This window comes from Streptomyces sp. ICBB 8177, from assembly GCF_003144095.1.
Lineage (GTDB): Bacteria > Actinomycetota > Actinomycetes > Streptomycetales > Streptomycetaceae > Streptantibioticus_D.
Window position 1 is genome coordinate 210,586 of the sequence record NZ_NSKH01000004.1, and the last position, 23,871, is coordinate 234,456.

Sequence of the window (23,871 nt, forward strand, 5' to 3'; positions counted from 1 at the left end):
CGTTGCGGACAGGAATCGGGGGCGCGGGGTTCAGGCGGGCGGTTCGACCTCGACGTGGCGGCGGCCGCGTGCGTCGCGGTACTCCAGCGCCGTCCACCCGGCCTCTTCCAGCACGGCGGCGCAGCGCTTCAGGGCCGCGGCGGCCTCGTGCGGGGCGCCGCTTCCCCTGGGGCCGACCCACTCGACGCGCACGACGCCCTCGCGCGGGGCCGAGACGAGGTATCCGGTCACGGCGGGGGCGCCGTCCGGGCCGACCGCGGACGGCTGGAGACCGTGCGCCTCCAGGGTCAGCGCGACCGCCCGCACCGCCTGCCGGGCCTCCCAGGGCGCGGGGAGCCGCAGCGGCTCCGGCACGTCGGCGTTCACCAGGCGGCGGATGTCCAGCAGGGCGGCGTAGGCGGCTTCGACCTGCCGCCGTCGACGGGCGTCGGGCGGCCCCGCCGGTTCGTGCCCGGTCGCCACGGGGAATCCGCCCACCGGGGCACCGCCCGGCCCTGCGGCATCGGTCATTCCGTAAGCCTACGGCGGGGCATCGGACGCGTCGTCGGTCGCCCGCGCCGGCTCTCCGTCTCCCAGCCTTCCCGAGGCCGCCGTCAGCGGCTCCGTGCAACGACCTTCATGCGCACGACATTTCCTCAGTCCGACGTGTTCACGTCACGGACGAAGAGTGTCCTAATGCTGTGCGGCGCCTGCTACCCACCGGTAGCGCCGGTGCCCGCCCCTGCGCCTCGACACTCAGGAGATCTCGGATGGCCGCATACAGCAGACGACAGTTCGTCACCGGCGCGTCCGCCGCTTTCGCCGCGGCGGCACTGACGCTGGGCGACGCCCGCTACGCTTCGGCTGCCGCCCGGGACCGCGCCCTGGCGCTGTCCGCCGCGCGGGCCGTACAGGCCGCGGGCACCACGCTGGAGCAGGTCGCCACCCCGTCCGCGGCCGGTCCGTACCACCGGCTGGCGGCGGGGCCCGGATGGCCGCTGGTCGTACGCACCGACCTGGTCGCGGGGCAGTCCGGACGCGACGACCGCCGTACCGGGCTCGCCTGCTTCGTCCAGTTCACCGACCTGCATCTGGCGGACACCGAGTCCCCGGCGCGCTTCGAGTACCTGGCGCAGTACGCGGACGGCGCGTACCGGCCGCAGGAGGCGCTGACCGTGCGCGGCGCCTCCTCGCTCGTCGAGCGCGTCAACTCCCTGCCCGGCGGCCCTTACACGGGCAGCCCCTTCTCCTTCGTCATCGCCACCGGTGACAACGCGGACAACCACGAGCAGCTCGAACTCGACTGGTACCTCACGGTGATGAGCGGCGGCTCCATCACCCCCAACAGCGGCGACCTCACCCGGTACGAGGGCGTGCAGAACTCCGGTTCCACCGCGTACTGGAACCCGGAGTCCAGTCTTCAGGACGACTACAAGACGAAGGCCGGGTACCCGCAGATCCCGGGCTTCCTCACCGCGGCGGGCCGCCAGTTCGACGCGCCGGGGCTGCGGGTGCCGTGGTACACGACCGTCGGCAACCACGACGACAGCATCGAGGGGACCCTGCCCGACCTCGGTCTGCTCAACTCCCTCTACACCGGCGACCGCAAGCTCGAAGGCTGCGACGACGCGGACGCCGCCAAGCTCGCCGCGGCGCTGCGGAACGACCCGGCGCAGGCGCTCACGCTCTTCGTCAAGCTGCTGGACAACGGGCCGGTGCGCCGCGTCACCCCCGACGCGCGCCGCGCGCCCTTCACCCCGGAGCAGTTCGCGCAGGCCCACCTCGACCCCTCGTACACCGGCGCGGGCCCGGTCGGACACGGCTTCACCGCCTCGGCGGCCTCCAGCGGGAAGCTGTACTACACCTTCCCGGTGGCGCCGGGGGTGCTGGGGGTCAGCCTGGACACCACCAACCGGGCGGGCTGGGCGGACGGTTCGGTCGGCACCGCGCAGCTCGACTGGCTGGAGTCGGTCCTCCAGGCCAACAGCACGCACTGGTACGACACGGACGGCAACGTGGTGCGCGCAGGCTCGACCGACCAACTGGTGGTCGTCTTCAGCCACCACACCAGCTCCACCATGGGCAACCTGCTGCCCGACCCGTACAACCTGCTGGAGGCCAGGCACAGCGGCTCGGAGGTCGTCGCGCTGCTCCAGCGCTACCCGAACGTCGTCGCCTGGGTGAACGGCCACACCCACGCCAACCAGATATCGCCGCACCCGCACGCGGTCCCGGAGCGCGCCTTCTGGGAGATCAACACCGCTTCGCACATCGACTACCCGCACCACGCCCGGGTGATCGAGATCGCGGACAACGGCGACGGCACGCTGTCGCTGTTCACCACGCTGATCGAGTCGGCGGCTCCGTACGCCACCGATTTCTCCGACACCTCCGACACCGGGCTCGCCGCCCTGTACCGGGAGTTGGCGTACAACGATCCCTACGCCACCCCCGCGCAGAAGCTCGGGGCCTCCGGCGACCACAACACCGAACTGCTGCTGGCGAAGCCCGGCGCCTGAGAGCAGGCGGGCACCCGGGGAACGGCGGGCCGGCGGGGCGACCTCCCCCGCCGGCCCGCCGGGGTCCGGCCGCCGGGAAGCGGACTCGTATATCCGGCATTCATCGCACTCCGTCAGCATGGTCGCATCGCCCATGCACAGCGGAGGTCGAGTGCCCGTGTACCTCGAAGACCCACCCCGGCGGCACCTCGAAACCCCCGGCGCGCCCGACGCGAGCGCCGAGCGGGAACACTGGTGGCCGAGTCTGGCCGATCCGCGCAAGCGTGCCACGTTCGCGAGCGTCAGTGCGGACCCCTCACTGGCGTTCGGCAGACCCCATCCCGCGCTGCTCCCCTACGTGCTCCAGTACACCGGCATCGCGGCCATGGGCGACGGCGCCGGCCTTCCCTCGGTGCAGCGTGTCCCGCCGGAGTGCGCGGTCATGCTGACCATCTCGCTGTCCGAGTCACCGCGCGGGAGCGTCATGGGGGCGGACGGCACCCGCGACCTGCCGGGGGCGGGACTCGCCGGGCTGCACGAGCGCTTCTACCTCATCGAGTACGCCGCCCGGCGCGGCAGCGCACTGCTGGTGGCCCTCACCCCGCCCGGCGCCTACGCGCTCTTCGGCTTGGCGATGCGTGAAGTGGCGAACGAACACGTGGCGTTGGGCGACCTGCTGGGCCGGCGCCGCGCGGACCGGCTCGTCGACGAGCTGGTGAGCGCGCCCACCTGGGACCACCGGTTCGCCGTGCTCGACCGCGTCCTGACCGCGCGCGCGTCCCAGGGCCGGGAGCCGGACGGCGTGCTGCTGCGGGCCTGGGAGGAGCTCGCGCGGTGTCAGGGCCAGGTGCGGATCGGGCGTCTCGCGGAGGAGCTGGGGTGCAGCCGAAGGTACCTGGAGAAGCGGTTCGGCGAGCAGGTCGGCCTCACGCCCAAGACGGTCGCCCGGATGTGGCGCTTCCAGCGGGCGACGCACCTGCTGATGGATCCCGGCGCGCCGACGTGGCGGGAGGTGTCGCACACCTGCGGCTACACCGACCAGGCGCATCTGGTGAAGGACTTCCGCCTCCTCGCCGGCTGCACCCCCACCCAGTTGCTCGGCCTGCACCCTCACCGGCCGGATCGAAGGCGTTCGCATTTTTCCAAGACCGGGCCGGACGAGCGCCGATAGCGTCGCGGCAGGCGGGTTCCCGGCCGGGGCGACGGGGGAACCCCGGCCGGGAACCCGCCTGCCCTCGTCGTGGGCGGCGCGTCACGTACGCAGCCACACCGCGGTGTCCGGCGGCAGCCGATCCCCGTCCAGCGCACCGCTCGCCAGGAGCGGTGCGCGGTGCTCCGGGAGCCGCACGGCGTGCGGGGCGAGATTGAGCACGCAGGCGAACGAGGCGTCCCGGCGGAAGGCCAGCACCCCGGGCCCCGCGTCCAACCACGTCAACGTGCCGTCACCCAGGGCGGGTTCGCGGCGGCGCAGGCGCAGGGCCGCGCGGTACAGCTCCAGCATGGAGTCCGGGTCGCCGCTCTGCGCCTCGGCGGTCCGCCCGGCCCAGTCGTCGGGCTGCGGCAGCCAGGGCTCCGCGCCGCCTTCGGGCCCGAAGCCGTAGGGGGGCCGCGTGCCGGACCAGGGCATCGGGACCCGGCAGCCGTCCCGTCCGGGGTCGGCTCCGCCGGTGCGCAGGTACATCGGGTCCTGACGGCGGTCCGCCGGGATGTCCTCCGCCTCGGGCAGTCCGAGTTCCTCCCCCTGGTAGAGGTAGACCGATCCGGGCAGCGCGAGCGTCAGCAGTGCGGCGGCCCGGGCCCTGCGGGTGCCGAGCGCCAGGTCGGTGGGGACGCCGTGGGCCTTGGTGGCGAAGTCGAAGCCGGTCTCCGCGCGGCCGTAGCGGGTGACCGTCCGCGTCACGTCGTGGTTGCACAGCACCCAGGTGGCGGGGGCGCCGACCGGGCGGTGCGCCGCGAGGGTGGTGTCCACGCACGTCCTGAGGCGTTCGGCGTCCCAGGGGCAGCACAGGAAGCCGAAGTTGAACGCGGTGTGCATCTCGTCGGGCCGCAGGTAGCGGGCGAACCGCTCGGGGTCGGGCGTCCACACCTCGCCGACGAGGATCCGGGCTCCGGGGTAGCCGTCGGCGACGGCCCGCCAGGAGCGGTAGATCTCGTGCAGGTCGTCGCGGTCGACGTACGGGTGCGGGTCGGGCTCGCCCCGCGCCGGCAGGTCGGGCAGCGCCGGGTCCTTCGTGAGCAGGGCGGCCGAGTCGACCCGGACGCCCGCCGCGCCCCGGTCGAACCAGAAGCGCAGCACCTCCTCGTGCTCTCGCCGCACCGCCGGGTGGGCCCAGTTGAGGTCGGGCTGGCGGGAGTCGAAGAGGTTGAGGTACCACTCGCCGGGGCTGCCGTCCGGTTCCGTGGTCCGGGTCCAGGCGGGGCCGCCGAACTGCGAGGGCCAGTTGGTGGGCGGCAGCTCACCGTGCGCGCCGCGGCCGGGGCGGAACCAGAACAGCTCACGGGCGGGGCTGCCGGGCCCGGCCGCGAGCGCCTCGCGGAACCAGGGGTGTTCCGCGGAGACGTGGTTGGGGACGATGTCGACGATGGTGCGCATGCCCAGGTCCAGCGCCTCCGCGATCAGCTTCTCGGCGTCGGCGAGAGTGCCGAACATCGGGTCGACGTCGCGGTAGTCGGCCACGTCGTAGCCGCCGTCGGCCATCGGCGAGGGGTACCAGGGGTTGAACCACAGCGCGTCGACGCCCAGTTCGCGCAGGTAGCCCAGGCGGGAGCGGACGCCGGCGAGGTCCCCGGTGCCGTCGCCGTCCGCGTCGGCGAAACTGCGCGGGTACACCTGGTAGATGACCGCGCCGCGCCACCAGGCGTCGTCGGTCGCGGAGATGTCTGCCACGGGGAGTCCTTTCGTGTGCGGCCGGCCGGGCCGTGGGACGTTCAGCCCTTCAGGCCGCCGGCGGTGAGGCCGGACATGATGTTGCGCTGGAAGAGCAGGAAGACCAGCAGGGTCGGCAGCGACGCGATCGCGAGGGCCGCGATCAGTTCGTTCTCGGTGACGCCGGTCGCCAGCGCGTAGATGCCGACGTTGAGGGTGCGGCGGGCCGGGTCGGGCTCGGTGAGCATCGGCCACAGGAAGTCCTTCCACACGTTGACGACGGCGAAGATGGACACGACGCCGAGCACCGGCCGGGAGATCGGCAGCACGACCGAGCGCAGGGTGCGCAGTGGCGAGGCGCCGTCGATCGCGGCGGCGTCCAGCAGCTCCGTGGGAATGGAGTCGAAGAACCGCTTGAGCAGGAAGATGGTGAAGGCGTTGGTGACCGAGGGCAGCCAGATCGCCCAGGGCGTGTCGAGCAGGTCGAGGTGCAGGAGCGGCAGGTCGAGCACGGTCAGGTACTGCGGTACGACGAGCACGGTGGCCGGGATCATCAGCGTCGCCAGCATCAGTGCGAGCACCACGTTGCCCAGTACCGGACGCAGCTTCGACAGCGAGTAGGCGGCGGCGACGTCCAGCACGAGTTGGAAGGCGAGCGCGCCGAACGCGTACCAGAGGGTGTTGACCAGCAGTCGGGCCAGGTCCAGGTCGCTCCATGCCTTGGCGTAGGTGGCCGGGTGCGGCTGGTGCGGGTAGAGGGTGGGCGGGTCCTGGATGATCTCGTGGGTGGTCTTCAGTCCTCCGGTGACCATCCAGTACAGAGGGCCGAGGAAGACCAGGGTGAAGACGGCGGTCACCAGGACGAACAGGGTCCAGTACAGCGCCTTGCCCCGCGGGCGGGCGAGCTGGACCGGGGAGATCAGGGTGCGGCTGTCGGGTGTGGTGGCCATGGTGTCCTAGTCCTGGTCCCGGCCGTCGCGGCTGAGTCGTACGTACACGGCGGAGAAGAGGGCGAGCACGACGAGCAGCACGAGGCCGAGGGCCGCCGCGGCCCCGTAGTTGTCGAAGTTGAAGGCGTACTGGTACATGAGGTAGACGACCGTCGTCGTGGAGCCCTGCGGCCCGGCGCCGCCGGTGAGCAGGAAGGGCTCGGTGAACACCTGCATCGTGGCGATGATCTGCATGAGCAGCATCAGCGAGAGGATCAGCCGGGTCTGCGGGACGGTGACGTGCCAGATCCGGCGCAGCAGTCCGGCGCCGTCCAGCTCGGCCGCCTCGTACAGTTCGCCGGGGATGCCCTGGAGCGCGGCCAGGTAGATCAGGGTGGCGCTGCCCATGTTCATCCAGGTGGAGGCGATGACCACGGACAGCAGCGCGGTGCCGGTCGACTGGAGCCACTGCGACGTGGGCAGGTGCAGGGTGCGCAGGATGTGGTCGAACAGGCCGTAGCCGGGGTCGTAGAAGTACTTGAACAGCAGGACGGAGGCGACCGGTGGCAGCATCACCGGCAGGTAGACCAGCACCCGCAGGTAGCCCTGGCCGTGCCGGAACTCGTTGAGCAGCACGGCGACGAGGAACGGCACGACGAAGCCGAGCAGCAGGGCCAGGCACGTGTACTCGACCGTGTTGCGCCACGCCTGCCAGAACGCGGGGTCGTGCACGATCTGCCGGAGGTTGTGCCAGCCGGCCCAGGTGGTGCGCCCGCGGTGGGTGCGCTGGAAGGCGAGGACCACCTCGCGGACCATCGGGTACCAGGAGAAGAACCCGAAGCACAGCACGGCGCCGACGAGGAAGCCGTGCGCGGTCAGGTTGCGGCGCGCCGACCGCGCCAGGGCCGCCTTCCGTGACGCCTCGTCAGAATGCTGTGGTGGAGCGGTTGTCCGGGTCCCGGTGCGGCTGTCCTGGCCGCCGGGGACGACGAGTGCCGGCATGATGGTCCTCCGCCTCCCTACTGGCTGTTGGCCAGGACCTCGTCGACCTGCGCGGCGGCGGTGGACAGCAGCTTGTCCACGTTCGCCGAACGGTCGGTCAGCACGCCCGACATGGCGTTGTCCAGCACCTTGTAGATCTCCTGGGCGTTGGGCGGCTCCGCGCGGCCGGGCAGCGGATGAGCGGTGAACGCGGCGAAGTTGGCGACGGGCATGGTGGCGCTCGCGGCCTTGAGCCGGTCGTCGGTGGCCTTGGTGGCGCCGGTGTAGAACTCCGGCTGGGGTAGTCCCACGGGCAGCCCGTCGGCCTTGGTGCGGGCGTAGTCGAACTGGCCCTGCCCCTCTTTGAGGAACTTGAAGTCCAGCCAGGCGATGCCGGCCTTGATCTGGTCCGGGGTGTCGGACTTCTTGAACAGGTAGGCGTCGCCGCCGAGCAGGGTGCCCTTGCCGCCGGGCATCGGGCCCATCCCGTAGTCCTCGTAGTGGCCGCCGAGGGTCTCGACCATGTACGTGATGTCGTCCGGCGCCGCGATGAACATGCCGAGCTTGCCGGCCACCATCTGCTTTTGCAGGTCGCCCCACTTGAGCAGTTGGGTCTGACCCATGCTGTCGTCGTCCCAGCGCATGGCGTGCAGTGTGTCGAGGATCTGCCTGCCCTGGGCGTCGTCGAAGGTCGCCTTGGTGCCCGCGGCGTTGACGACGCTCGCGCCGAGGCCGTCCATCTCGGCCGTGAAGTGCCAACCGCCGTTGTTGCCCGCGCTGTAGTCGCCGTACCCGGCGATGCCGTGGCCGAGGGCGGCGATGGCCTTGGCGTCGGCGCGCACCTGCTCCCAGGTGGCGGGCGGCTTGTCCGGGTCGAGGCCGGCCTCCTTGAACAACTTGCGGTTGATCAGGATGCCCATGGTGTAGTCACTGGCGGGCAGCCCGTAGAGCTTGCCGCTGTCCTTCTCGACGTCGAGCACGTCGGGGGCGATGTCGTCGAGCGTGGGTACCGTGCGCCGGTTGACGTACGGCGTGATGTCGGCCGCCTGTCCGGCGTCGAGCACCTGCGGCAGGTCGGTGAAGTAGCTGTAGAAGACGTCCGGTTCCGTGCCGCCCTTCAGCTGCGCGGCGAAGGTCGCCGGGTCCTCGCACTGCCCGGTGGTGGACTTACCGTCCACGGTGACGTTCGGGTAGAGCTTGTGGAACGCGGCGACGTCCTCGTTCCACTCCTTCAGCTCCGGCTTCTTGGTGGCCGGCGGCATGCAGTCGATGGTGATCGTGACCTTGGTCTTCGGGTCGAGCGGCGCCGAGGCGTCGGCCGGTGCGGCGCCCGATCCGCTCGCGCCACCGGATCCGCCGGAGCACGCGACGCCGGTCAGCCCGAGACCGGCGACCACCACCGCGGCCACCAGCGCACGGCTGCGCCGTCTCGTCGTACGAGGTCTTGTCATGAGCTGTCCCTTCCGCTGAGTGGCGTTGAACGTACAGAAGCCGAAGGGCTTGCGCAAGAAGTTGCGTTGATCCATCGCGGAATTTACGCACAGCATCTTGCTTGCTTGCGAAGGGCGCTCCTATGGTGTGCACGCTCCTCCCCCACCGCACGCCGTGCGGCCGACGCGCGGGCGCCCCGCACGACGCCCCCGCCGAGACGTGAAGAAGGTGCAGCACAGGGCATGGACACACACCGCAGAAAGACCCACCACCCCCCACGCCGACCGGTCACCGCCCGGCTGGTCGCGGCGGCGGCCGTCTGCGCGACGGCTGTCGCGCTCGCCTCCCCCGCCCACGCGGCCGGTTCCGGGCACCGTGCGCATCCGGCCGCAGACCGCCCCGCCGCGGTCACCGGCGGCCAGGGCGCGAGCGTCCCGTTCACCGAGTACGAGGCGGAGAACGCGGCCACCAACGGCACCGTCATCGGCCCCGACTACACCCAGGGCACCGTCGCCTCCGAGGCGTCAGGCCGCAGGGCGGTGCGGCTCAGCGGCCAGGGCCAGTACGTGGAGTTCACCCTCACCGCACCGGCGAACGCGGTCGACGTCTCGTACAACCTGCCGCAGGGCAGCAGCGGTTCGCTCGCCGTGTACGTCAACGGCACGCGTGTCTCCAAGACGCTGCCGGTCACCTCGAAGTACTCCTACGTCAGTACGCCCAACATCGGCGGCTCCAAGACCCACCACTTCTTCGACGACGCGCGGATGCTGCTCGGCCAGAACCTCCAGGCCGGCGCGAAGGTGAGGTTCCAGGTCGACTCCGACAGCACCGGCGGCCCGTTCACCATCGACCTCGCCGACTTCGAGCAGGTGGCCGCGCCCGCCGCGCAGCCGTCGGGCTCCCTGTCGGTGACCGACTACGGCGCGGACCCAAGCGGCCAGGGAGACTCGACCAACGCCTTCGACCAGGCCATCTCGGCGGCGCGTTCGCAGGGCAAGGAGGTGTGGATCCCGCAGGGCGTCTTCACCATCACCTCGCCCCTGCCGGTGGACGGCATCACCCTGATCGGCGCGGGCGAGTGGTACTCCGAACTGCACGGCACCCACCTGATCGACATGTCCAGCGCGCAGGGCGACGTGAAGCTGGAGAACTTCGCCGCCATCGGCGAGGTGACCACCCGCAACGACAGCTCGCCGGACAACTTCGTCAACGGCAGCCTCGGTTCGGGCTCGGTCGTCTCCGGCCTGTGGATCCAGCACGAGAAGGTCGGCCTGTGGCTGGAGGGCACCAACACGAACCTCCAGGTCACCGGCAACCGCATCCTGGACACCACGGCCGACGGCATCAACATCAACGGCACCGCGACCGGCGCGGTGATCAAGGACAACTACATCCGCAACACCGGTGACGACGGCCTGGCGATGTGGTCGCTGTACGCGCCGGACACCGACGACTCGTTCGTCGACAACACCGTCGTCCAGCCCAACCTGGCCAACGGCATCGCCCTCTACGGCGGCAAGGACCTCACCGTCCAGGGCAACTACGTGGCCGACACCAACGCGCTCGGCAGCGGCATCGCCATCTCCAACCAGGCGTTCCTCCAGCCGTTCAACCCGCTGTCGGGCACCATCACCGTCGCCGACAACACCATCGAGCGCGGCGGCGCGATGAACCCCAACTGGAACCACCCGATGGGCGCGCTGCGAGTGGACTCCTACGACTACGCGATCTCCAACCCCGTTAACATCACCGACACCGTCATCAAGGACAGCCCCTACAGCGCCTTCGAGTTCGTCTCCGGCGGCGGCCACGGCTACCCGATCACCAACGTGACGGTCAAAGGCGCCTCGGTGACGAACACCGGCACGGTGGTCGTGCAGAACGAGACGCAGGGCTCGGCGACCTTCTCCGACGTCACCGCGAGCGGCGTCGGCGCGGCGGGTGTCTACAACTGCCCCTACCCCTCGGGCAGCGGCACCTTCGCCGTGACCGACGGCGGGGGCAACTCCGGCTGGAGCAGCACCTGGAACGACTGCTCGACCTGGCCCACCCCGAACGGCGGCAACCCCGGCGGCGGCACGCCCGGCACCGGCAACCTCGCCCTGCACCGTCCCGTCTCCGACACCGGCCACCAGGACGTCTACGTGGCGTCGAACGCGGTGGACGGCGACGCCAACACCTACTGGGAGAGCACCGACAACGCCTTCCCGCAGTCCTTCACCGTGGACCTGGGCTCGACGCAGGCGGTCGGACGGCTGGTGCTCAAGCTTCCGCCCAGCAGTGCGTGGGGCGCGCGGACGCAGACCCTCTCCGTGCTCGGCAGCACCGACGGCTCCGCCTACTCCACGCTGGTGGGATCGAAGGGGTACACGTTCGACCCGGCGAGCGGGAACACCGCGACGGTGACCCTCCCGTCGGGCACCAGCACCCGCTACCTGCGACTGACGTTCACCGGGAACACCGAATGGCCGGCGGGCCAGCTGTCGGAGTTCGAGGCGTACGCGCAGTGAGCCGCAGGAGGGACTGACGCCGCGTCACCCACCTGACAGAGCTGACGAGGCGTCAACGCCGTGGCGTCGAGGGATCGTTACGCACCCCTCGACGCCACGGCCGCGGGCGGTTCAGCGCACCGGCGCCGTGGAGCCCCGGACCACCAGCTCCGGTTCGAAGAGCAGCTCGTCGGCGGGGACGTGCTTGCCGTCGATCCGCGCGGTCAGCAGTTGCACGGCCGCCCGGCCCATCGCCTCGATCGGCTGACGCACCGTGGTGAGCGGCGGATCGGCACAGTTCATGAAGGCGGAATCGTCGTAACCGACCACCGAGACGTCCTGCGGCACCCGCAGCCCCCGCCTGCGCACGCCGCGCACCACACCGAGGGCCAGCACGTCGCTCGCGCAGATGACGCCGGTCACCCCACGCTCCAGCAGACGTCCCGCCGCGGCCTGGCCGCCCGCCTGGGAGAACATCGCGTGCTCCACCCGCTCCTCGGGCAACTCAAGGCCGGACGCCTTCGCGACCTCGTGGGCGGCGGCCAGCTTGCGGCTCGACGGCACGTGGTCGGGCGGGCCGAGCACCAGGCCGACGCGTTCGTGGCCGAGCGAGACCAGGTGGCGCCATGCCTGCTCGACGGCGACCGCGTCGTCGCAGGAGACCTGCGGGAACCCCAGGTGCTCTATGGCCGCGTTGATCAGCACCACCGGCAGGTTGCGCTCGGCCAGCAGCCGGTAGTGGTCGTGCGGGGCGTCGGCCTGGGCGTAGAAGCCGCCGGCGAAGACCACACCGGAGACGTGCTGCTGGAGCAGGAGCGAGACGTAGTCCGCCTCGGAGACGCCGCCGGTGGTCTGCGTGCACAGGACCGGGGTCAGGCCGCGCAGCGCGAGGGCGCCGCCGACGACCTCGGCGAAGGCGGGGAAGATCGGGTTCTGCAACTCGGGCAGCACCAGGCCGACCAACCGGGCGCGCTCGCCGCGCAGTTGACTGGGGCGCTCGTACCCCAGCACGTCCAGGGCGGTGAGCACGGCGGCGCGGGTGGAGTCGGAGACACCGGGCTTGCCGTTGAGGACCCGGCTGACGGTCGCCTCGCTGACCCCGACCTTCCGCGCCACCTCGGCAAGTCGTGGCGTCATGCCCGCAAGAATAACGCATGTGCTGCAAGCTGCTTGCGTAATCCGGCGATGGCGACCGCCGGGACGGCTACTTGCCCGCTCCCACCGGGTCCACGGTGATGTTCGGCCCGCCGGCGGTCACGGGGATGTTGATGCCGAGGGGCATGGTGTGCGATTGCGTCTCGTTGGGCGGGGTCACGACGGCGGTGGTGAAGGTCACCCCGCTGCCGCCGGTGTTGTTCGGCGGGTAGTGCAGGGTGAAGTCGGTGGTCTGGCCGGGCGACAGCGTGACTGTGGGCACCTTCATCGTGCTGCGCGTCGCGCTCTCCGTGCCGTCCCGGCCCTTGAGGTCGACGCCGGGGAATCCGTGCATCGAGCAGGTGGTGGGGCCGACGTTCTTGAGGTTGATCAGTACCTCGCCCTGGGCCATGCCGCCGGAGCTGCTGAAGGAGAGGTTCGCGGTCTTGCACGCGGCACCCGCCGCGGAGCCCCCGCTCGCCCCGGAGCCGCCGCCCGCGCTCACTCCGGTCCCGGCCGAACCACCCGTGGCCGACGAGCCACCCGAACCGCCCCCACCGGTGGTGGCCTGGCCGCCGTTGGCGGACTGGCCGGTGGTGGCCTGGCCGCCGGACGCGCTGGAGGAGGACGCGGAGGAGCCGGCGCCCGAGGAGTCGGGCCCGCACGCGGTCAGGGTCATCCCCGCGACGACGAGCACGGCGGTCGACAGGCTCCAACGGGCGGTCCTGGAACGCATGATGCACTTCTCCCACTGTCGAGACTGCCGCCTCCCGGGAGGCGGTGGAACGGTGTCGCCCCGGCATGCTCAAGATCACCGGGGCCGCACCAAGACACAGTGCCACACCCCGATCCCCCACGTCAGCGCCTGTTACAGCCCCATGACGTAACGCCATAGCCATGACAACAATCCACACGAAAAGATCGCGCCCACCACGACGGCGGCCCGCATCACGACCCGGGCACGCCGGCTCCGGAAGCCGGCCCCCCCTTTCACAACCGCTGGCGCAGCACGCCCACGCACGAGACATAGCTGACGGCGGCGAGTCCCATCAGCCAGGAGAACGGAGAGCCACTCCGCCCTGCGACGAGTTCACCGATGAGGCCGCCGAGGTTCGCCACGGTCAGCACGACCCCCGTCGTCGCCCACGCGGACCGGCCCATCAGGGCGAAGCGTTCATCGGTCTCCCCGGTCACCCCTCGGTACGTTTCGCTACGGCGACCCAGCAGGACCAGGGCGAGACCGCAGACCGCCGCGCTCCCGAGCATCAGCAGCCCCAGTCCGGGACGGCCACCGACCGTGGCGGCCACCAGGCAGACGATGCCGACACCCAGGAAGAACAGGGGTATCGAGCGCGGGGCCGCCGCCTTGTCAGCCACCCGGCGAGTCGTCATCGACATGGAACATCTCCTCAATCCTGACCCCGAAGAACCTGCCCAGGGCGAAAGCGAGCGGCAGTGACGGCGTGTACCGCTCGGTCTCTATTGCGTTGACCGTCTGCCGGGAGACCCCGAGGGCGGCTCCCAACTGCCCTTGCGACAGCCCGCGCGCCGACCGCAGTTCTCTGACCCTGTTTCTCACCTGTAAAGCATGCTTGTCACCTTCGGATATGTCAAGCTCGCTTTACAGACGCCGCTTCGGGGGGCAGCGCCCTGGCGCACTCGGGCGGCCCGCGGGGGTGCCGCGGGCCGCGTGTCGGGTGGGTGGTCAGGGTGTCAGAACGTTTCGGGGCAGAGCCTGCGGGTGTGGTGGTCGCCGTGGAGGGTGGCGTCGACGCAGCCCCCGGGGAGCGAACCGTAGGGCTTGCTGCCGAAGTTGGCGGTGACGCGCAGCGTTCCGTTGCCGAAGACCGACTGTTGCACCGAACCGTCGGAGGTGACCCGCCGGAACCCGGTCATCGGCTCCGTCGCGGCGGCCTCGTGCAGCGGCGCGAAGTACCTTTGGAGCGCGGCGAGTTCCTTGCCCTGCGAGGTGAGCGTCGGCCCGTCGAGCACCAGGTTGAGCGGCGTGTCGTAGAGCACCGCCAGCAGCGCGCGGGTCTTCTCCAGGGCCGGGAACTTGGTGTACGACAGCTCCCAGCGGTCGAGGTTGACCTGGGAGTCGTGCAACGCGGTCTCGTAGAGCGGGATCCGGTAGGCCGGGTCGAACATGGCCCTGGTCAGGTCGGCGGAGAGGGCGACAGGCTTGAAGTAGACGGCCGGCGCTCCCTGCGGCGCGTACCCGCCGAAGACGGACTTGTCCTTCTCCAGCGACCACAGGCCGTCCGCGACCGGCGTCTCGGAGCCGTGGCTGAAGTCGATGACCGGGCTCGCCCAGCTGCCGGCGCTCTCCGAGCCCAGGACGAGCTTGTCCTTGCCGGACAGGGTGCCCATCCGGGCAAGCCGGTTCGCCTCGTCCTGCCGCTGGTTCATGGGGTGCGCGGTGCTGTGGTCGTCGTACAGCTCGCCGGCCGCGTCCACGTCGAGGAAGTAGCTGTCGGCGCCGTTGGCGGTCATCTGCCGCGTGCGCTGCGCGAGGAAGTGGTCCTTGGACTCGCTCTGGGCGAACGCCTGGGAGCTGAGGTAGCAGCCCCGGTCGTGGAATCCGGCGAGCACCGAGCCGTCCGCCTGGCGCACGCAGTAGTCCGGGTAGACCGGAGACGGCCACGCGGAGGTGCTCGCGTCCGCCGACGTCGGGTCCTGCCCGTTGGCCCAGGAGTCGTACGGACCGACCAGGTAGCCCGCCTTCTTCGCCGCGGCCACCGCGTCAGCGGTCATCGGGTCGCCGTCCGCGTCGTAGCCCAGCCACATGCGGGTGAACCCGAGCGACTGCATCTGCCGCACGCCCTGCGCGGTGCGCGCGGCGCCCCAGGTGTAGGCGTGGAAGGCGCCCAGCAGCCGGGCGACGTCCGGGTTGGCGGCGATCTTCTGCTTGAGGGTGACCACGCCGCCGTGCGAGGCCAGCCAGGAGCGGTAGTCCTGCGCGGGCGCGACGGGTGACGGGGGGGTGAGGGCGAAGGTGACGGTGTAGTGGGATGTGTCGGCGCGTGCGGAGAACGTGTGCACGCCGGTCGCGCGCAGCCGCTTGTCCACCGAGGTGAACCCCAGTTTCGTGCCCACCGGCTGCGGCACCAGGTAACTGACGCCCCGGTGGCCGAGGGTGTATCCCCACAGCGGCATGCTCATGTCCGCGGTCATGTCGTAGGTGTGGCCGGCCAGGCCGTCGGACGCCGTGTTCCACCAGTGGTCGGCGACCGGCACACCGAGTCCGTCGCCGATCGGCATCTGCACCTGCGAGGCGGACGCGTCGGTGCCGGTGACCGGCCAGGACAGCGTGGAGCCGTCCTTCGTGCCGTGCACGTCGACCTTCAGCCTGCCCTGCTCGGCGCCGGCCGTGACGCTCAGGCCGACGGCGGGATACGTCCAGTGGGCGGAGCCGTCGTGCACCGACACCGGCCCCGGTGTGCCGAGCGACCCCGCCGCCGGGGCGGAGAGCGTGAGTCCGCCAGAGCCCGCGGTCCGCGCGCCCACGGCCAGCGAGTCCACCCGGACCTGCGCCGTGCCGCCGTCGACCGGCACGTCCACGGTGCCGTCGTGCACCCGTACCGAGGAGGCGGGTGAGCCGGAGGCGGTGGACCACAGCACTCCGGACAGCGTCACCGCTCCCACACCGACCAGTGCCACCGCCGCCGCGCGCCGACGACGCGAACGGACCGCGCGATGGGAACGCCTCGTGTTCATGGATGTCATGCCGGACGAGCCTGCCGACCCGTTCTAAGAGACATGTGAGAGGTCGGGCGTAACGCTGAGAAGTCGCGTGTAACGCCGAGAGGTCGCGCGTAGCGCTGACAGGTCGCGCGGACCGCTTCGCTCCGGCGTCGCCCTACGCGGTTCCTTCCGGGAAACCGGAGTCGTCCGCGTCCCCGGGGGCCGCGAAGGGGGACGTGGTCGTGGACAGCCGCAGCCGGAACAGCGCGCCCGCGCCCGCACCCGCCGGCCCGGCCTGGTCGCCGTCGGCTCCATCGCCACAGGCTCCGTCGTCGTGCGGTGGCGTCTCGGCGGTGAGTTCGGCGCCGTGCGCGAGGGCGATCTGGCGGGCCATGGCGAGGCCCAGGCCCGAGCCCGGCAGGGCGCGCGCGGCACTGGCCCGGTAGAAGCGGTCGAAGACATGGCGCAGGTCGGCGGGCGCGATCCCGGGTCCGTGGTCGCGCACCACCACGTCGAGGCTGTCGGGCGCCTGGGCGGGCACCCGCACCGCCACCTCCACACGGCCGCCCGGCGGGCTGAACTTGGCCGCGTTGTCGAGCAGGTTGCCCAGCAGCCGCGCCAGGCGCGCGGGCACACCGAGCACCGTCATGGCGGCCGCGTCGGCGGCGACCCCCAGCCGGAAGTCGACAGCGGGCCAGTGATCGCGTGCGGCGTCCACACACTGACGCGCCAACGCGGCCGGCGCGACCCGTTCCACCAACGGCCGCGGCTCCTCGTCCCGGGCCAACTCGACCAGGTCCGAGACCAGTTGCCCCACTTCCCGCACCTGCCGGTCCAGCGCGGCGGACGCCCGGTCCCGCTGGGCGGGGGTGAGCCGGTCGGCCCTGGCCAGCAGTTCGGCGTTGGTGCGCAACGCGGTCAGCGGGGTGCGCAGTTCGTGCGAGGCGTCGGCGACCAGGCGACGCTGGGCGGTCACGGAAGCGTCCAGCTCGGCCAGCATGGTGGTGAAGGCCCCGCCCAGCCGGGTCACCTCGTCCCGCCGTCCCGCGTTGCCCGGCGGCAGTTCGACCCGGTGGCGGGCGTCCCGGGTGGCGGCGATGCGCTCCACCACGCCGGTCAGCGCCGCCACCGGTGACAGTCCGGCACGCGCGGCACCGTATCCGAGCAGGCCCGCGAGCACCACGCCCACGCCGCCGACGGCGGCCATCAGCTCCCCGGCCTGCCGCGTCGCGTCATGCACACCGTCGGACCGTACGGCGACCTGGAGCGCGGTGCGGTGCCCCGCGGGGGTGGTGAGCATACGGGCGGGTCTGCCCCTCAACGTGATGTCCGTCCAGCCGGCCGGGGAACGGCCCGCCGCCACGGCGCGGGTCTCGCCGGTCACCGGCAGCAGGTACGGCTTCGACGGATCGCGCGCCGGGTCCGCCGGCACCACCTGGGCGCAGGCCGGAGCCGCGAGCCAGTCGCACTCCCCCTCCACCACCTGCGGGGCCGGATCGCCCTGCCGGACGATCTGGTGCGCCTGGCGAATCAGTTGCAGGTCGAGCTGCCGGGTGAGTTCGTAGCGCACGACGAAGAAAGCGGCCGCGCAGGCGCCCAGCAACACGACGGCCACGGTCGCCGACGTGATCCACGCCAGCCGGGTGCGCAGCGGCATGCGGGACCGAGCCCGTGTGGCGCGGTCCGCCCGTGCTGCGCGCGTGCGGCTCATCGGGGCAGGTCCAGACGGTAGCCGACGCCGTGCACGGTGTGCAGCAGGCGCGGTTCGCCATCGGACTCCAGCTTCCTGCGCAGGTAACCGACGTACACCGCCAGGGAGTTGGAGGACGTCCCGACGTCCGCGCCCCACACCCGGTCCACCATCACCTCGCGGGTCAGCACCCGTCCGGGGTGCCGCATCAGCAGCTCCAGCAGGGCCGATTCGGTACGCGTGAACTCCAGCGGACGCCCGCCCCGCTCGCCGGTGCGCGTCGACGGGTCCATCCGCAGGTCCGCGAAGACCAGTTCCTCCCGGGCCCCGTCCGGCCGGTCCGACGACCTGCGCAGCAGCGCCCGCACCCGGGCCAGCAGTTCGTCCAGCGCGAAGGGCTTGACCAGGTAGTCGTCCGCACCGGCGTCCAGCCCGTCCACCCGGTCCCGCACCGAGTCCAGCGCGGTGAGCACCAGCACCGGCGTGCGGTCACCCAGGGCGCGCAGCCTCCGGCAGACCGCCAGCCCGTCCAGGACCGGCATGAGCACGTCCAGGACGATGGCATCCGGCTGCCACGCGGCCAGCTCGGCGAGGGCGGCGTGCCCGTCGGCGGCGCCCCGGACCTCGTAGCCCTCGATGGTCAGTCCGTCCTCCACGGCCGCGCGGACGTCCGGGTCGTCGTCCACCACGAGGACGCGCGCGGGCCCGGGGTCGGCGGCGCGACCGGTGCGGCGGGCGGGCTCAGGCGCGGTTTGCGGAGCGTCTCGGTCCATCTCGTGCATCGCTCCACCGTCTCAGACGCGGGGCCGACGACGGCAATCCGGTGCGCCGTGGGTCGCCGGACCCAGGCCCCACGCCCGCGGTTGCGGGCTCCCGCGAGGGTGGGCGGGACGCCCGGAAGGGGCGAGCGGACCGCGAGAAACGAGCCGACCGGGAGGGAGCCGGCCGCGAGAGGCGGGCCGGCCGCCCTTGGTCAGGAACCCGCGCGCCGCAAGGCGTAGCGGACCGCGTCGGCGCGAGAGTGCAGGTCGGCCTTGGTGAACAGGTTGTTGATGTGGGTCTTCACCGTCGCCTCGCTGATCACCAGCCTCCGAGCGATCTCCGGATTGCGCAGCCCCTCGCCGATCAGGCCCAGGATCTCGCGTTCCCGCGCGGTCAGGGCGACGCGTTCCTCCTCGGGCGGCGCGGCCGGGGCGGGCCGGGTCGCCAGAGCGAGCAGGCGCCGCTGGACCTCCGGGGCCAGTACGGTCTGCCCCTCGGCGGCGGTGCGCACCGCCTGGAGGATCGTGCCCCGATCGGCATCCTTGGTCAGATAGCCGCTGGCGCCCGCGCGCAGCGCGGCGAGGATCGACTCGTCGTCGTCGAACGTCGTCAGCACGAGGACGGTGGTACCGGGCGCCGTGCGATGGATGCGTTCAGTCGCCTCCACTCCGCCCATGACCGGCATGTTGAGGTCCATGAGGATCACGTCGGGACGGTGGCGTTCCACGGCCTCCACCGCTTCGGCGCCGTCGCTCGCGGTGGCCACCACGGTGACGTCCTCGGCCAGTCCGAGCATGACCGCGAGCGCCTCGCGGACGGTCGCCTGGTCGTCGGCGACGGCGAGCGTGATCGTGCGGTCCTCGGTCATCGGGGCAGCTCCAGTTCCACGGTCCAGCCACCCTCCCGGGTCGGCTCGGCCCGGAGGGTGCCGCCCAGAAGGGCGGCGCGCTCGCGCAGGCCGACGAGCCCGACGCCGGTGCCGCCGGTCAGGTCGGCGCGCGGTTCCTCGGGCGGCGGGCCGTTGCGCACGGTCAGCGTAACGTGATCGGCGGTGAAGGCCAGCTGTATCTCGCGGGGTGCGCCCGGTGCGTACTTGGCGGCGTTGGTGAGCGCCTCCTGCGCCGTGCGGACCATCGTGTGGGTCAGGTCCGCGGCGACGGCGACGGGGTCACCGGTCAACGTGAACCCGACGGCGTTGTGCTCGGCGAGCCGCCGCAGGGTGTCGGGCAGCGGCAGCGTGTCCTCACGCAGGGCGTGCACGGCGCGCCGGGTCTCGTTGATGCTGTCGACGGCCAGCGCCCTGGCCCTGCGGACAGCCGCGACGGCGTCCTGTTCGCGCCCGCTGTCGCGCAGCGCGTCGGCCATGTCCAGTTGCAGCGCGATGCCGGACAGCGAGTGCCCGAGGACGTCGTGGATCTCCCGGGCGATACGGCCCCGTTCGATCAGCGCCGCCTCCCGCGCCTCTGAGGCGGTGGCGCGTTTGGCCTCCTCTGCGGCGAGTTGGGCGTTGCGCAGCGCGTCCCGGCGGTCCCGGTTGGACATCCCGACGTAGACGGGGAGTGCCACGGTCAGCGACACCCACCAGGCCCACTGCGGCGCGTCGGGAGCCAGCCTCAGGACGACCTGGGTGGCAGCGGTCGCGGCGAGCGCGCCCATGACCGCCACGCCGATGGCCGCCTTGCGCGAGGCGAGCAGCCCTCCGGCCGAGGCCGACGCCACGTACGGGAACAGCGCGGCCAGCGTGGTCTGGTGCGCGAGCGGCAGCAGCAGCGAGCCGCACAGCATGTAGACCGCCATCACCGCCACCCGCCGGCGCTCCGCCATCCGCGTCCACGGAACCACCGCGCCGAGCGCCGCGATCGAGGTGACGACGAAGAGCGGCAGCGCCACCGCCGGGTACAGGACGTGCCCGTGCGACCACTGCACGATGGTGACCGCGATCGCGACGGCCACCAGGAACGGCCGGATCAACTCGTCGTGGAAGCGGTGCGGGCCGGCATCCGGCCGCTGTTCCGTCGTGGCCATGGCGCTGGGTTCCGATCCTTATCGACGACGGTCGCGGCGAAGCGTACGGGACCGAGTGTTCCACTCGCCTGCCCAACGGCCTTCTTCCGGGCCGCCGGCGCGGCCGTTGATGTTGCGCTGCAGGGTGTCCAGGAACGGGGACATCCGGTGCGGCGCGCCGTCCTGGCCCTGGGTCCACATGACCCGGTGGTCGGCGCTCAGCGCACGGTAGAGCGCGACGGCGCCCTCGGCGAGTATGCCCAGCCCCAGAGTGAAGAGCAGGCTGTCGCCGACCGCGCCGGCGTCCTTGGAGTCGACCGCGCCGAGGATGAGGTTCGCGCCGAACTTGATCACCAGATTGAGCACCCACAGCGCGACCGTCGTCCCCGTGTAGCGGATGAAGGCGAGGCCGTCCCGCTGGGATATGCGCACGCTCCAGCCCCTCAACGCTCCGAGCGCGAGACTTGTCGCGGCGGTGGCGACGAGGAAGAGCAGTGAAATCGGTGACTTCACTTGTCCGCTCAGGTCGGAGAGCCCGATCACGGTCAGTACGGCCGGCAGTACCAGCATGCGTTTGGCCTGCGCGGGCTCCCCCATCAGTCGCCGCGCCAGCACATAGCCCACTCCTGCCACGACCAGTACGATTTCCACCGGCCCGCTCATCTCGGTTACCTCCGCTCGATGCGACATCTCGACACCATGGAAATTACGGGGAATTGGCGCCGGAGTCGTGCACCCAGCGCCGTATTCCGGGTGGAGATCGTTCTCCACCCGTGGGTGTAGCCCAGCCGCGCGACGACCGCTGCGACCTGCGGTGACACCCGGTTTCAGCCCAGGTGGAGCGAGTACGGGCAAGGTGGAGGGCCGAGTCGACGCAAGGGGCGGGGACCGGAGGAAGTTCAGGCCGGCATTCGGGGCACAGGTCGGGTGGAGACGCTTCTCCACCCGGATCTACGGCAGCCGCCGCATGACCGCATTCGGCGCCCGTCATAGCGTGAAGGGCGAATCACGGGGAAATCGACTCGGCCGGGCCGACCTGACGGCCGAGGAAGAGCGAACTCGCCTCTTCTGCCCCGGACATGGTTCACCTGCCGCGCACCTGCCATTCACTGATGGGGAGTCGCCACCATGCCATCGCATTCTCTTGGTTCCGGGAATTCCACCGGTTCGCAACCCGCGCCCGGAAAGCCGTCGGACGAAGAGCGGAAGACTCCGGTGCCGCGCGGCCTGATCACCATGTTCCTCTACGACATCGGTCTCCCGGTGGCCGCGTACTTCGTCGCCGAACTGCTCGGGGCGAGCAGCTACGCCGCCCTGCTCACCGGCACCGTCGCCTCCGGGCTGCGCATGATCTGGGTGGCGGTACGGCAGCGGAGGCTCGACCCGTTCGCCGTCTTCCTGCTCGTCGTCTTCGGCGCCGGGCTGGCGCTGAGCTTCATCACCGGGGACCCCCGGTTCGTCCTCGCCAAGGACTCCGCGATGTCGTGTGCCGCGGGCCTTGTCCTGGTGGGCAGTTGCGTCATCGGCCGTCCGCTCGCCTACTACGCCGCGCAGCGCGTCGCCCGTTCCGCGGGAGGGGCGCGCTTCGAGCAATTCCAGGCCGCCGCCAACACCGCCACGATGCGGGCTCGTTGGTACCGCACCTCGCTGGTGTGGGGCGTCGGCCTGCTGATCGACGCGGGTCTGCGCATCGCGGCCGTCTACCTGCTGCCGATCGGCGCCGCGGCCAACGTCTCCCAGATGCTCATGCTCGCCGTCTACGGCCTGCTGATGGGGTGGACCGTCCACTCGGCGAAGAAGGCGCGGCCCGCACGACACACGGAACCGGTCCGCGACGCCGACGCCGACGCCGACGCCGCGCGGTCCGTGGCCCATGGCCGCGTGCACGGCTGACGGCTGACGGCTCGGACGGCTCACGGCTCACGCCTGACTGGGCAGGACGGACAGAAAGCCGCCGGATGCCGCGTGGGGTGCGGCATCCGGCGGCGGTCACTTCACCGAGTCCGGGCGGCGTGGAGGGCCCGTGTCATCCGTTGACGTGGATGTGGCGGACGGAGACCCAGCCCTTCACGTAGGTGCGGTTGTCGGTGATCTGCGCCCACTGGTCGTTGCCGCACGCCGGGTTGTACTCGCCTTCGGTGGCCTGCCAGAAGGTGAGCCCGTCGCCCGGATTGCCCTCGCCGAGGGCCGGCGACCCGGTGTCCGAGTCGGTGTGGATGCGTACACCGGTGGCGGTGAAGTCACCACTCAGCGCCTGCGGCAGGGGCGCGCCAGCGGCCTGCGCGGAGGGGGCCGCGGCCACTCCGAGGCAGGCCACCAGGACAGTAGCGGCGAAGGCGGCGCCAAGAGGCTTCCTGGTCTTGGAGATCGTCACGGGCTGGCCTTTCTTCGAGCGCCGGCAGATGGGTATGTGGTCGAGCACGAAGACTGGATGCGGTCCGACCAGGTCCGGCGAGGCCCGTCCGGTCAACTCAGGTCCGGCGAAATCCAGTCCGGTCAGCTCAGGTCGGGACTGGTCTGGTCTGGTCAGGTGCACCGCGGCGAGCCGTCGATCGAGTTGGTGTGGTTCCTGACGTAGTAACTGGCCATCCAGCCCCACAGTTCGGCGCCGATCCTGACGCTGAGCCAGTACGGGTTGCCGCCGATCGTCTCGCCGGGCTGCTGGCAGGCGACGTAGACCGTGTCGGGTGTGCTTGTAGATGTTCGTCATCCACGAGCCGTTGGAGAGCTTGGACCACACGTCGTTCGTGTAGCCCTCGGCCGTGACCGTCTCAGCGTGCTCCTGGCAGACCACGCCGACCTGGGTGGGGCCGCTGAAGGTGTGCACCACGCTGGAGGTCGTCGACGGGGAGCTGTGGGTGCGCACGTCCGTTCCCCAGGTCTGGAAGACGCTGCCGCCGCCCGCCGGTGGCGGGGTCGGGTTGCCCGGGGTGGCGGCCAGCCGGATCGCTCCCGCGTAGTCCCCGCCGGTGCGGACCGCCGCCTGGCGGATGTGCGTACCGGACTCGTAGGCCTCGCCCATCTGTCCGGCGCCGATGTACATCGCGACGTGGCGGATGTAGCCGCTGCCCCAGAACATCAGGTCGCCGGGGAGCAGTGGCCCGTCCCCCTGGGCGGCGCTGAACCGCTGTACCGCCAGCGAGCTGTGGTACTGGTCACTGGCGGTGCCGTCCAGGATGTCGCGACCGGTGGCCTCGTAGTACGCGTAGCGGGTGAGCCCGGAGCAGTCGAAGCCGTAGCGGCTGCCGTCATCCTTGCTCGCCGGGTCGCTGCCGTCGTAGTAGCCGTATGTCGGACCGGGCGTGGCACCGTGCCCGCCGCCCCAGGTGTACCAGACGCCGATCTGCGAGCAGACGGCGCGTACGGCGGCCTGCGCGGCGGCCGACGCTCCGGGCGCCGGCACCCGCAGCCGCTGTCCGCGGGG

20 protein-coding genes are annotated in these 23,871 nt (G+C 71.5%); 4 read left to right on the forward strand and 16 right to left on the reverse strand.

From position 1 onward, the window contains the following. Nucleotides 1-30: 30 nt before the first annotated feature. On the reverse strand, nucleotides 31-510 hold the full coding sequence (locus tag CK485_RS06600) for a hypothetical protein (RefSeq protein ID WP_109447962.1): 480 nt from the start codon (nucleotides 508-510) through the stop codon (nucleotides 31-33). Between the two features lie 239 nt (nucleotides 511-749). Here CK485_RS06600 and CK485_RS06605 point away from each other — a divergent pair, with 239 nt between their 5' ends. Next, the gene (locus CK485_RS06605; RefSeq protein WP_109447964.1) at nucleotides 750-2,498 is read left to right on the forward strand and encodes a TIGR03767 family metallophosphoesterase; all 1,749 of its coding nucleotides are present in this window, start codon (nucleotides 750-752) and stop codon (nucleotides 2,496-2,498) included. Nucleotides 2,499-2,655: 157 nt separating this feature from the next. Continuing rightward, nucleotides 2,656-3,648 carry a helix-turn-helix transcriptional regulator gene (locus CK485_RS06610; RefSeq protein ID WP_158288174.1) on the forward strand — a complete coding sequence of 331 codons (993 nt, stop codon included), beginning with the start codon at nucleotides 2,656-2,658 and terminating at the stop codon, nucleotides 3,646-3,648. Nucleotides 3,649-3,729: 81 nt separating this feature from the next. Here CK485_RS06610 and CK485_RS06615 read toward each other — a convergent pair whose 3' ends face one another. The 4 genes from CK485_RS06615 to CK485_RS06630 are packed head-to-tail and all read right to left on the reverse strand — an operon-like array spanning nucleotide 3,730 to nucleotide 8,704. Then, nucleotides 3,730-5,364 (reverse strand): glycoside hydrolase family 13 protein, encoded by a 1,635-nt coding sequence (locus CK485_RS06615; RefSeq protein WP_109447968.1) that lies wholly within the window; start codon nucleotides 5,362-5,364, stop codon nucleotides 3,730-3,732. Nucleotides 5,365-5,405: 41 nt separating this feature from the next. Continuing rightward, on the reverse strand, nucleotides 5,406-6,293 hold the full coding sequence (locus tag CK485_RS06620) for a carbohydrate ABC transporter permease (RefSeq protein WP_109447970.1): 888 nt from the start codon (nucleotides 6,291-6,293) through the stop codon (nucleotides 5,406-5,408). A gap of 6 nt (nucleotides 6,294-6,299) precedes the next feature. After that, nucleotides 6,300-7,274 (reverse strand): sugar ABC transporter permease, encoded by a 975-nt coding sequence (locus CK485_RS06625; protein WP_109447972.1) that lies wholly within the window; start codon nucleotides 7,272-7,274, stop codon nucleotides 6,300-6,302. 17 nt (nucleotides 7,275-7,291) lie between these two features. Next, on the reverse strand, nucleotides 7,292-8,704 hold the full coding sequence (locus tag CK485_RS06630) for an extracellular solute-binding protein (protein ID WP_109447974.1): 1,413 nt from the start codon (nucleotides 8,702-8,704) through the stop codon (nucleotides 7,292-7,294). A 222-nt stretch (nucleotides 8,705-8,926) separates the two neighbouring features. On the opposite strand from CK485_RS06630, the gene CK485_RS06635 reads away from it, so the two are divergent. After that, entirely contained in the window at nucleotides 8,927-11,194 is a 2,268-nt protein-coding gene (locus CK485_RS06635; RefSeq protein WP_109447976.1) for a discoidin domain-containing protein, read from the forward strand. A gap of 111 nt (nucleotides 11,195-11,305) precedes the next feature. On the opposite strand, the gene CK485_RS06640 is transcribed toward CK485_RS06635, so the two are convergent. The 10 genes from CK485_RS06640 to CK485_RS06685 all read right to left on the reverse strand — a co-directional run bounded on the left by CK485_RS06640 (nucleotide 11,306) and on the right by CK485_RS06685 (nucleotide 21,218). Beyond that, nucleotides 11,306-12,310: a LacI family DNA-binding transcriptional regulator gene (locus CK485_RS06640; protein ID WP_109447978.1), complete on the reverse strand. Its 1,005-nt coding sequence runs from the start codon at nucleotides 12,308-12,310 to the stop codon at nucleotides 11,306-11,308. A gap of 67 nt (nucleotides 12,311-12,377) precedes the next feature. Beyond that, nucleotides 12,378-13,043, reverse strand: a complete 666-nt coding sequence (locus CK485_RS06645; protein ID WP_199239261.1) for a DUF4232 domain-containing protein — start codon at nucleotides 13,041-13,043, stop codon at nucleotides 12,378-12,380. Between the two features lie 254 nt (nucleotides 13,044-13,297). Then, nucleotides 13,298-13,705 carry a hypothetical protein gene (locus CK485_RS06650; RefSeq protein WP_241968179.1) on the reverse strand — a complete coding sequence of 136 codons (408 nt, stop codon included), beginning with the start codon at nucleotides 13,703-13,705 and terminating at the stop codon, nucleotides 13,298-13,300. Further along, nucleotides 13,677-13,886, reverse strand: coding sequence for a helix-turn-helix transcriptional regulator (locus CK485_RS06655; RefSeq protein ID WP_109447982.1), 210 nt, complete (start codon nucleotides 13,884-13,886; stop codon nucleotides 13,677-13,679). Before CK485_RS06655 ends, CK485_RS06650 begins: the two co-directional genes overlap by 29 nt. A 134-nt stretch (nucleotides 13,887-14,020) precedes the next feature. Then, nucleotides 14,021-15,943 carry a glycoside hydrolase gene (locus CK485_RS06660; protein WP_342673463.1) on the reverse strand — a complete coding sequence of 641 codons (1,923 nt, stop codon included), beginning with the start codon at nucleotides 15,941-15,943 and terminating at the stop codon, nucleotides 14,021-14,023. Between the two features lie 223 nt (nucleotides 15,944-16,166). Further along, entirely contained in the window at nucleotides 16,167-17,648 is a 1,482-nt protein-coding gene (locus tag CK485_RS06665; protein ID WP_241968180.1) for a HAMP domain-containing sensor histidine kinase, read from the reverse strand. A 50-nt stretch (nucleotides 17,649-17,698) separates the two neighbouring features. Then, nucleotides 17,699-18,454, reverse strand: a complete 756-nt coding sequence (locus CK485_RS06670) for a response regulator transcription factor (protein ID WP_109448502.1) — start codon at nucleotides 18,452-18,454, stop codon at nucleotides 17,699-17,701. A gap of 200 nt (nucleotides 18,455-18,654) precedes the next feature. Further along, nucleotides 18,655-19,311 carry a response regulator transcription factor gene (locus CK485_RS06675; protein ID WP_109447986.1) on the reverse strand — a complete coding sequence of 219 codons (657 nt, stop codon included), beginning with the start codon at nucleotides 19,309-19,311 and terminating at the stop codon, nucleotides 18,655-18,657. Then, nucleotides 19,308-20,468: a histidine kinase gene (locus CK485_RS06680; RefSeq protein ID WP_109447988.1), complete on the reverse strand. Its 1,161-nt coding sequence runs from the start codon at nucleotides 20,466-20,468 to the stop codon at nucleotides 19,308-19,310. Before CK485_RS06680 ends, CK485_RS06675 begins: the two co-directional genes overlap by 4 nt. An 18-nt stretch (nucleotides 20,469-20,486) precedes the next feature. Next, complete coding sequence (locus tag CK485_RS06685) at nucleotides 20,487-21,218, reverse strand: DUF1453 domain-containing protein (RefSeq protein WP_199239263.1); 732 nt, start codon at nucleotides 21,216-21,218, stop codon at nucleotides 20,487-20,489. A 444-nt stretch (nucleotides 21,219-21,662) separates the two neighbouring features. On the opposite strand from CK485_RS06685, the gene CK485_RS06690 reads away from it, so the two are divergent. Beyond that, nucleotides 21,663-22,340: a VC0807 family protein gene (locus CK485_RS06690; RefSeq protein ID WP_199239264.1), complete on the forward strand. Its 678-nt coding sequence runs from the start codon at nucleotides 21,663-21,665 to the stop codon at nucleotides 22,338-22,340. 133 nt (nucleotides 22,341-22,473) lie between these two features. Here the strand turns inward: CK485_RS06690 and CK485_RS30145 are convergent, their stop codons facing one another. Next, nucleotides 22,474-23,850, reverse strand: a complete 1,377-nt coding sequence (locus CK485_RS30145; RefSeq protein ID WP_342673464.1) for an NlpC/P60 family protein — start codon at nucleotides 23,848-23,850, stop codon at nucleotides 22,474-22,476. Nucleotides 23,851-23,871 lie beyond the last annotated feature (21 nt).

Bases quoted from the DNA above. Each gene is read 5' to 3' on its own strand.
- CK485_RS06675 (WP_109447986.1), bottom strand. From the start codon at position 19,311: ATGACCGAGGACCGCACGATCACGCTCGCCGTCGCCGACGACCAGGCG.
- CK485_RS06605 (WP_109447964.1), top strand. From the start codon at position 750: ATGGCCGCATACAGCAGACGACAGTTCGTCACCGGCGCGTCCGCCGCT.
- CK485_RS06645 (WP_199239261.1), bottom strand. From the start codon at position 13,043: ATGCGTTCCAGGACCGCCCGTTGGAGCCTGTCGACCGCCGTGCTCGTC.
- CK485_RS06640 (WP_109447978.1), bottom strand. From the start codon at position 12,310: ATGACGCCACGACTTGCCGAGGTGGCGCGGAAGGTCGGGGTCAGCGAG.
- CK485_RS06620 (WP_109447970.1), bottom strand. From the start codon at position 6,293: ATGGCCACCACACCCGACAGCCGCACCCTGATCTCCCCGGTCCAGCTC.
- CK485_RS06665 (WP_241968180.1), bottom strand. From the start codon at position 17,648: ATGCCGCTGCGCACCCGGCTGGCGTGGATCACGTCGGCGACCGTGGCC.
- CK485_RS06625 (WP_109447972.1), bottom strand. From the start codon at position 7,274: ATGCCGGCACTCGTCGTCCCCGGCGGCCAGGACAGCCGCACCGGGACC.
- CK485_RS06680 (WP_109447988.1), bottom strand. From the start codon at position 20,468: ATGGCCACGACGGAACAGCGGCCGGATGCCGGCCCGCACCGCTTCCAC.
- CK485_RS06600 (WP_109447962.1), bottom strand. From the start codon at position 510: ATGACCGATGCCGCAGGGCCGGGCGGTGCCCCGGTGGGCGGATTCCCC.
- CK485_RS06630 (WP_109447974.1), bottom strand. From the start codon at position 8,704: ATGACAAGACCTCGTACGACGAGACGGCGCAGCCGTGCGCTGGTGGCC.
- CK485_RS06670 (WP_109448502.1), bottom strand. From the start codon at position 18,454: ATGGACCGAGACGCTCCGCAAACCGCGCCTGAGCCCGCCCGCCGCACC.
- CK485_RS06635 (WP_109447976.1), top strand. From the start codon at position 8,927: ATGGACACACACCGCAGAAAGACCCACCACCCCCCACGCCGACCGGTC.
- CK485_RS06650 (WP_241968179.1), bottom strand. From the start codon at position 13,705: ATGTCGATGACGACTCGCCGGGTGGCTGACAAGGCGGCGGCCCCGCGC.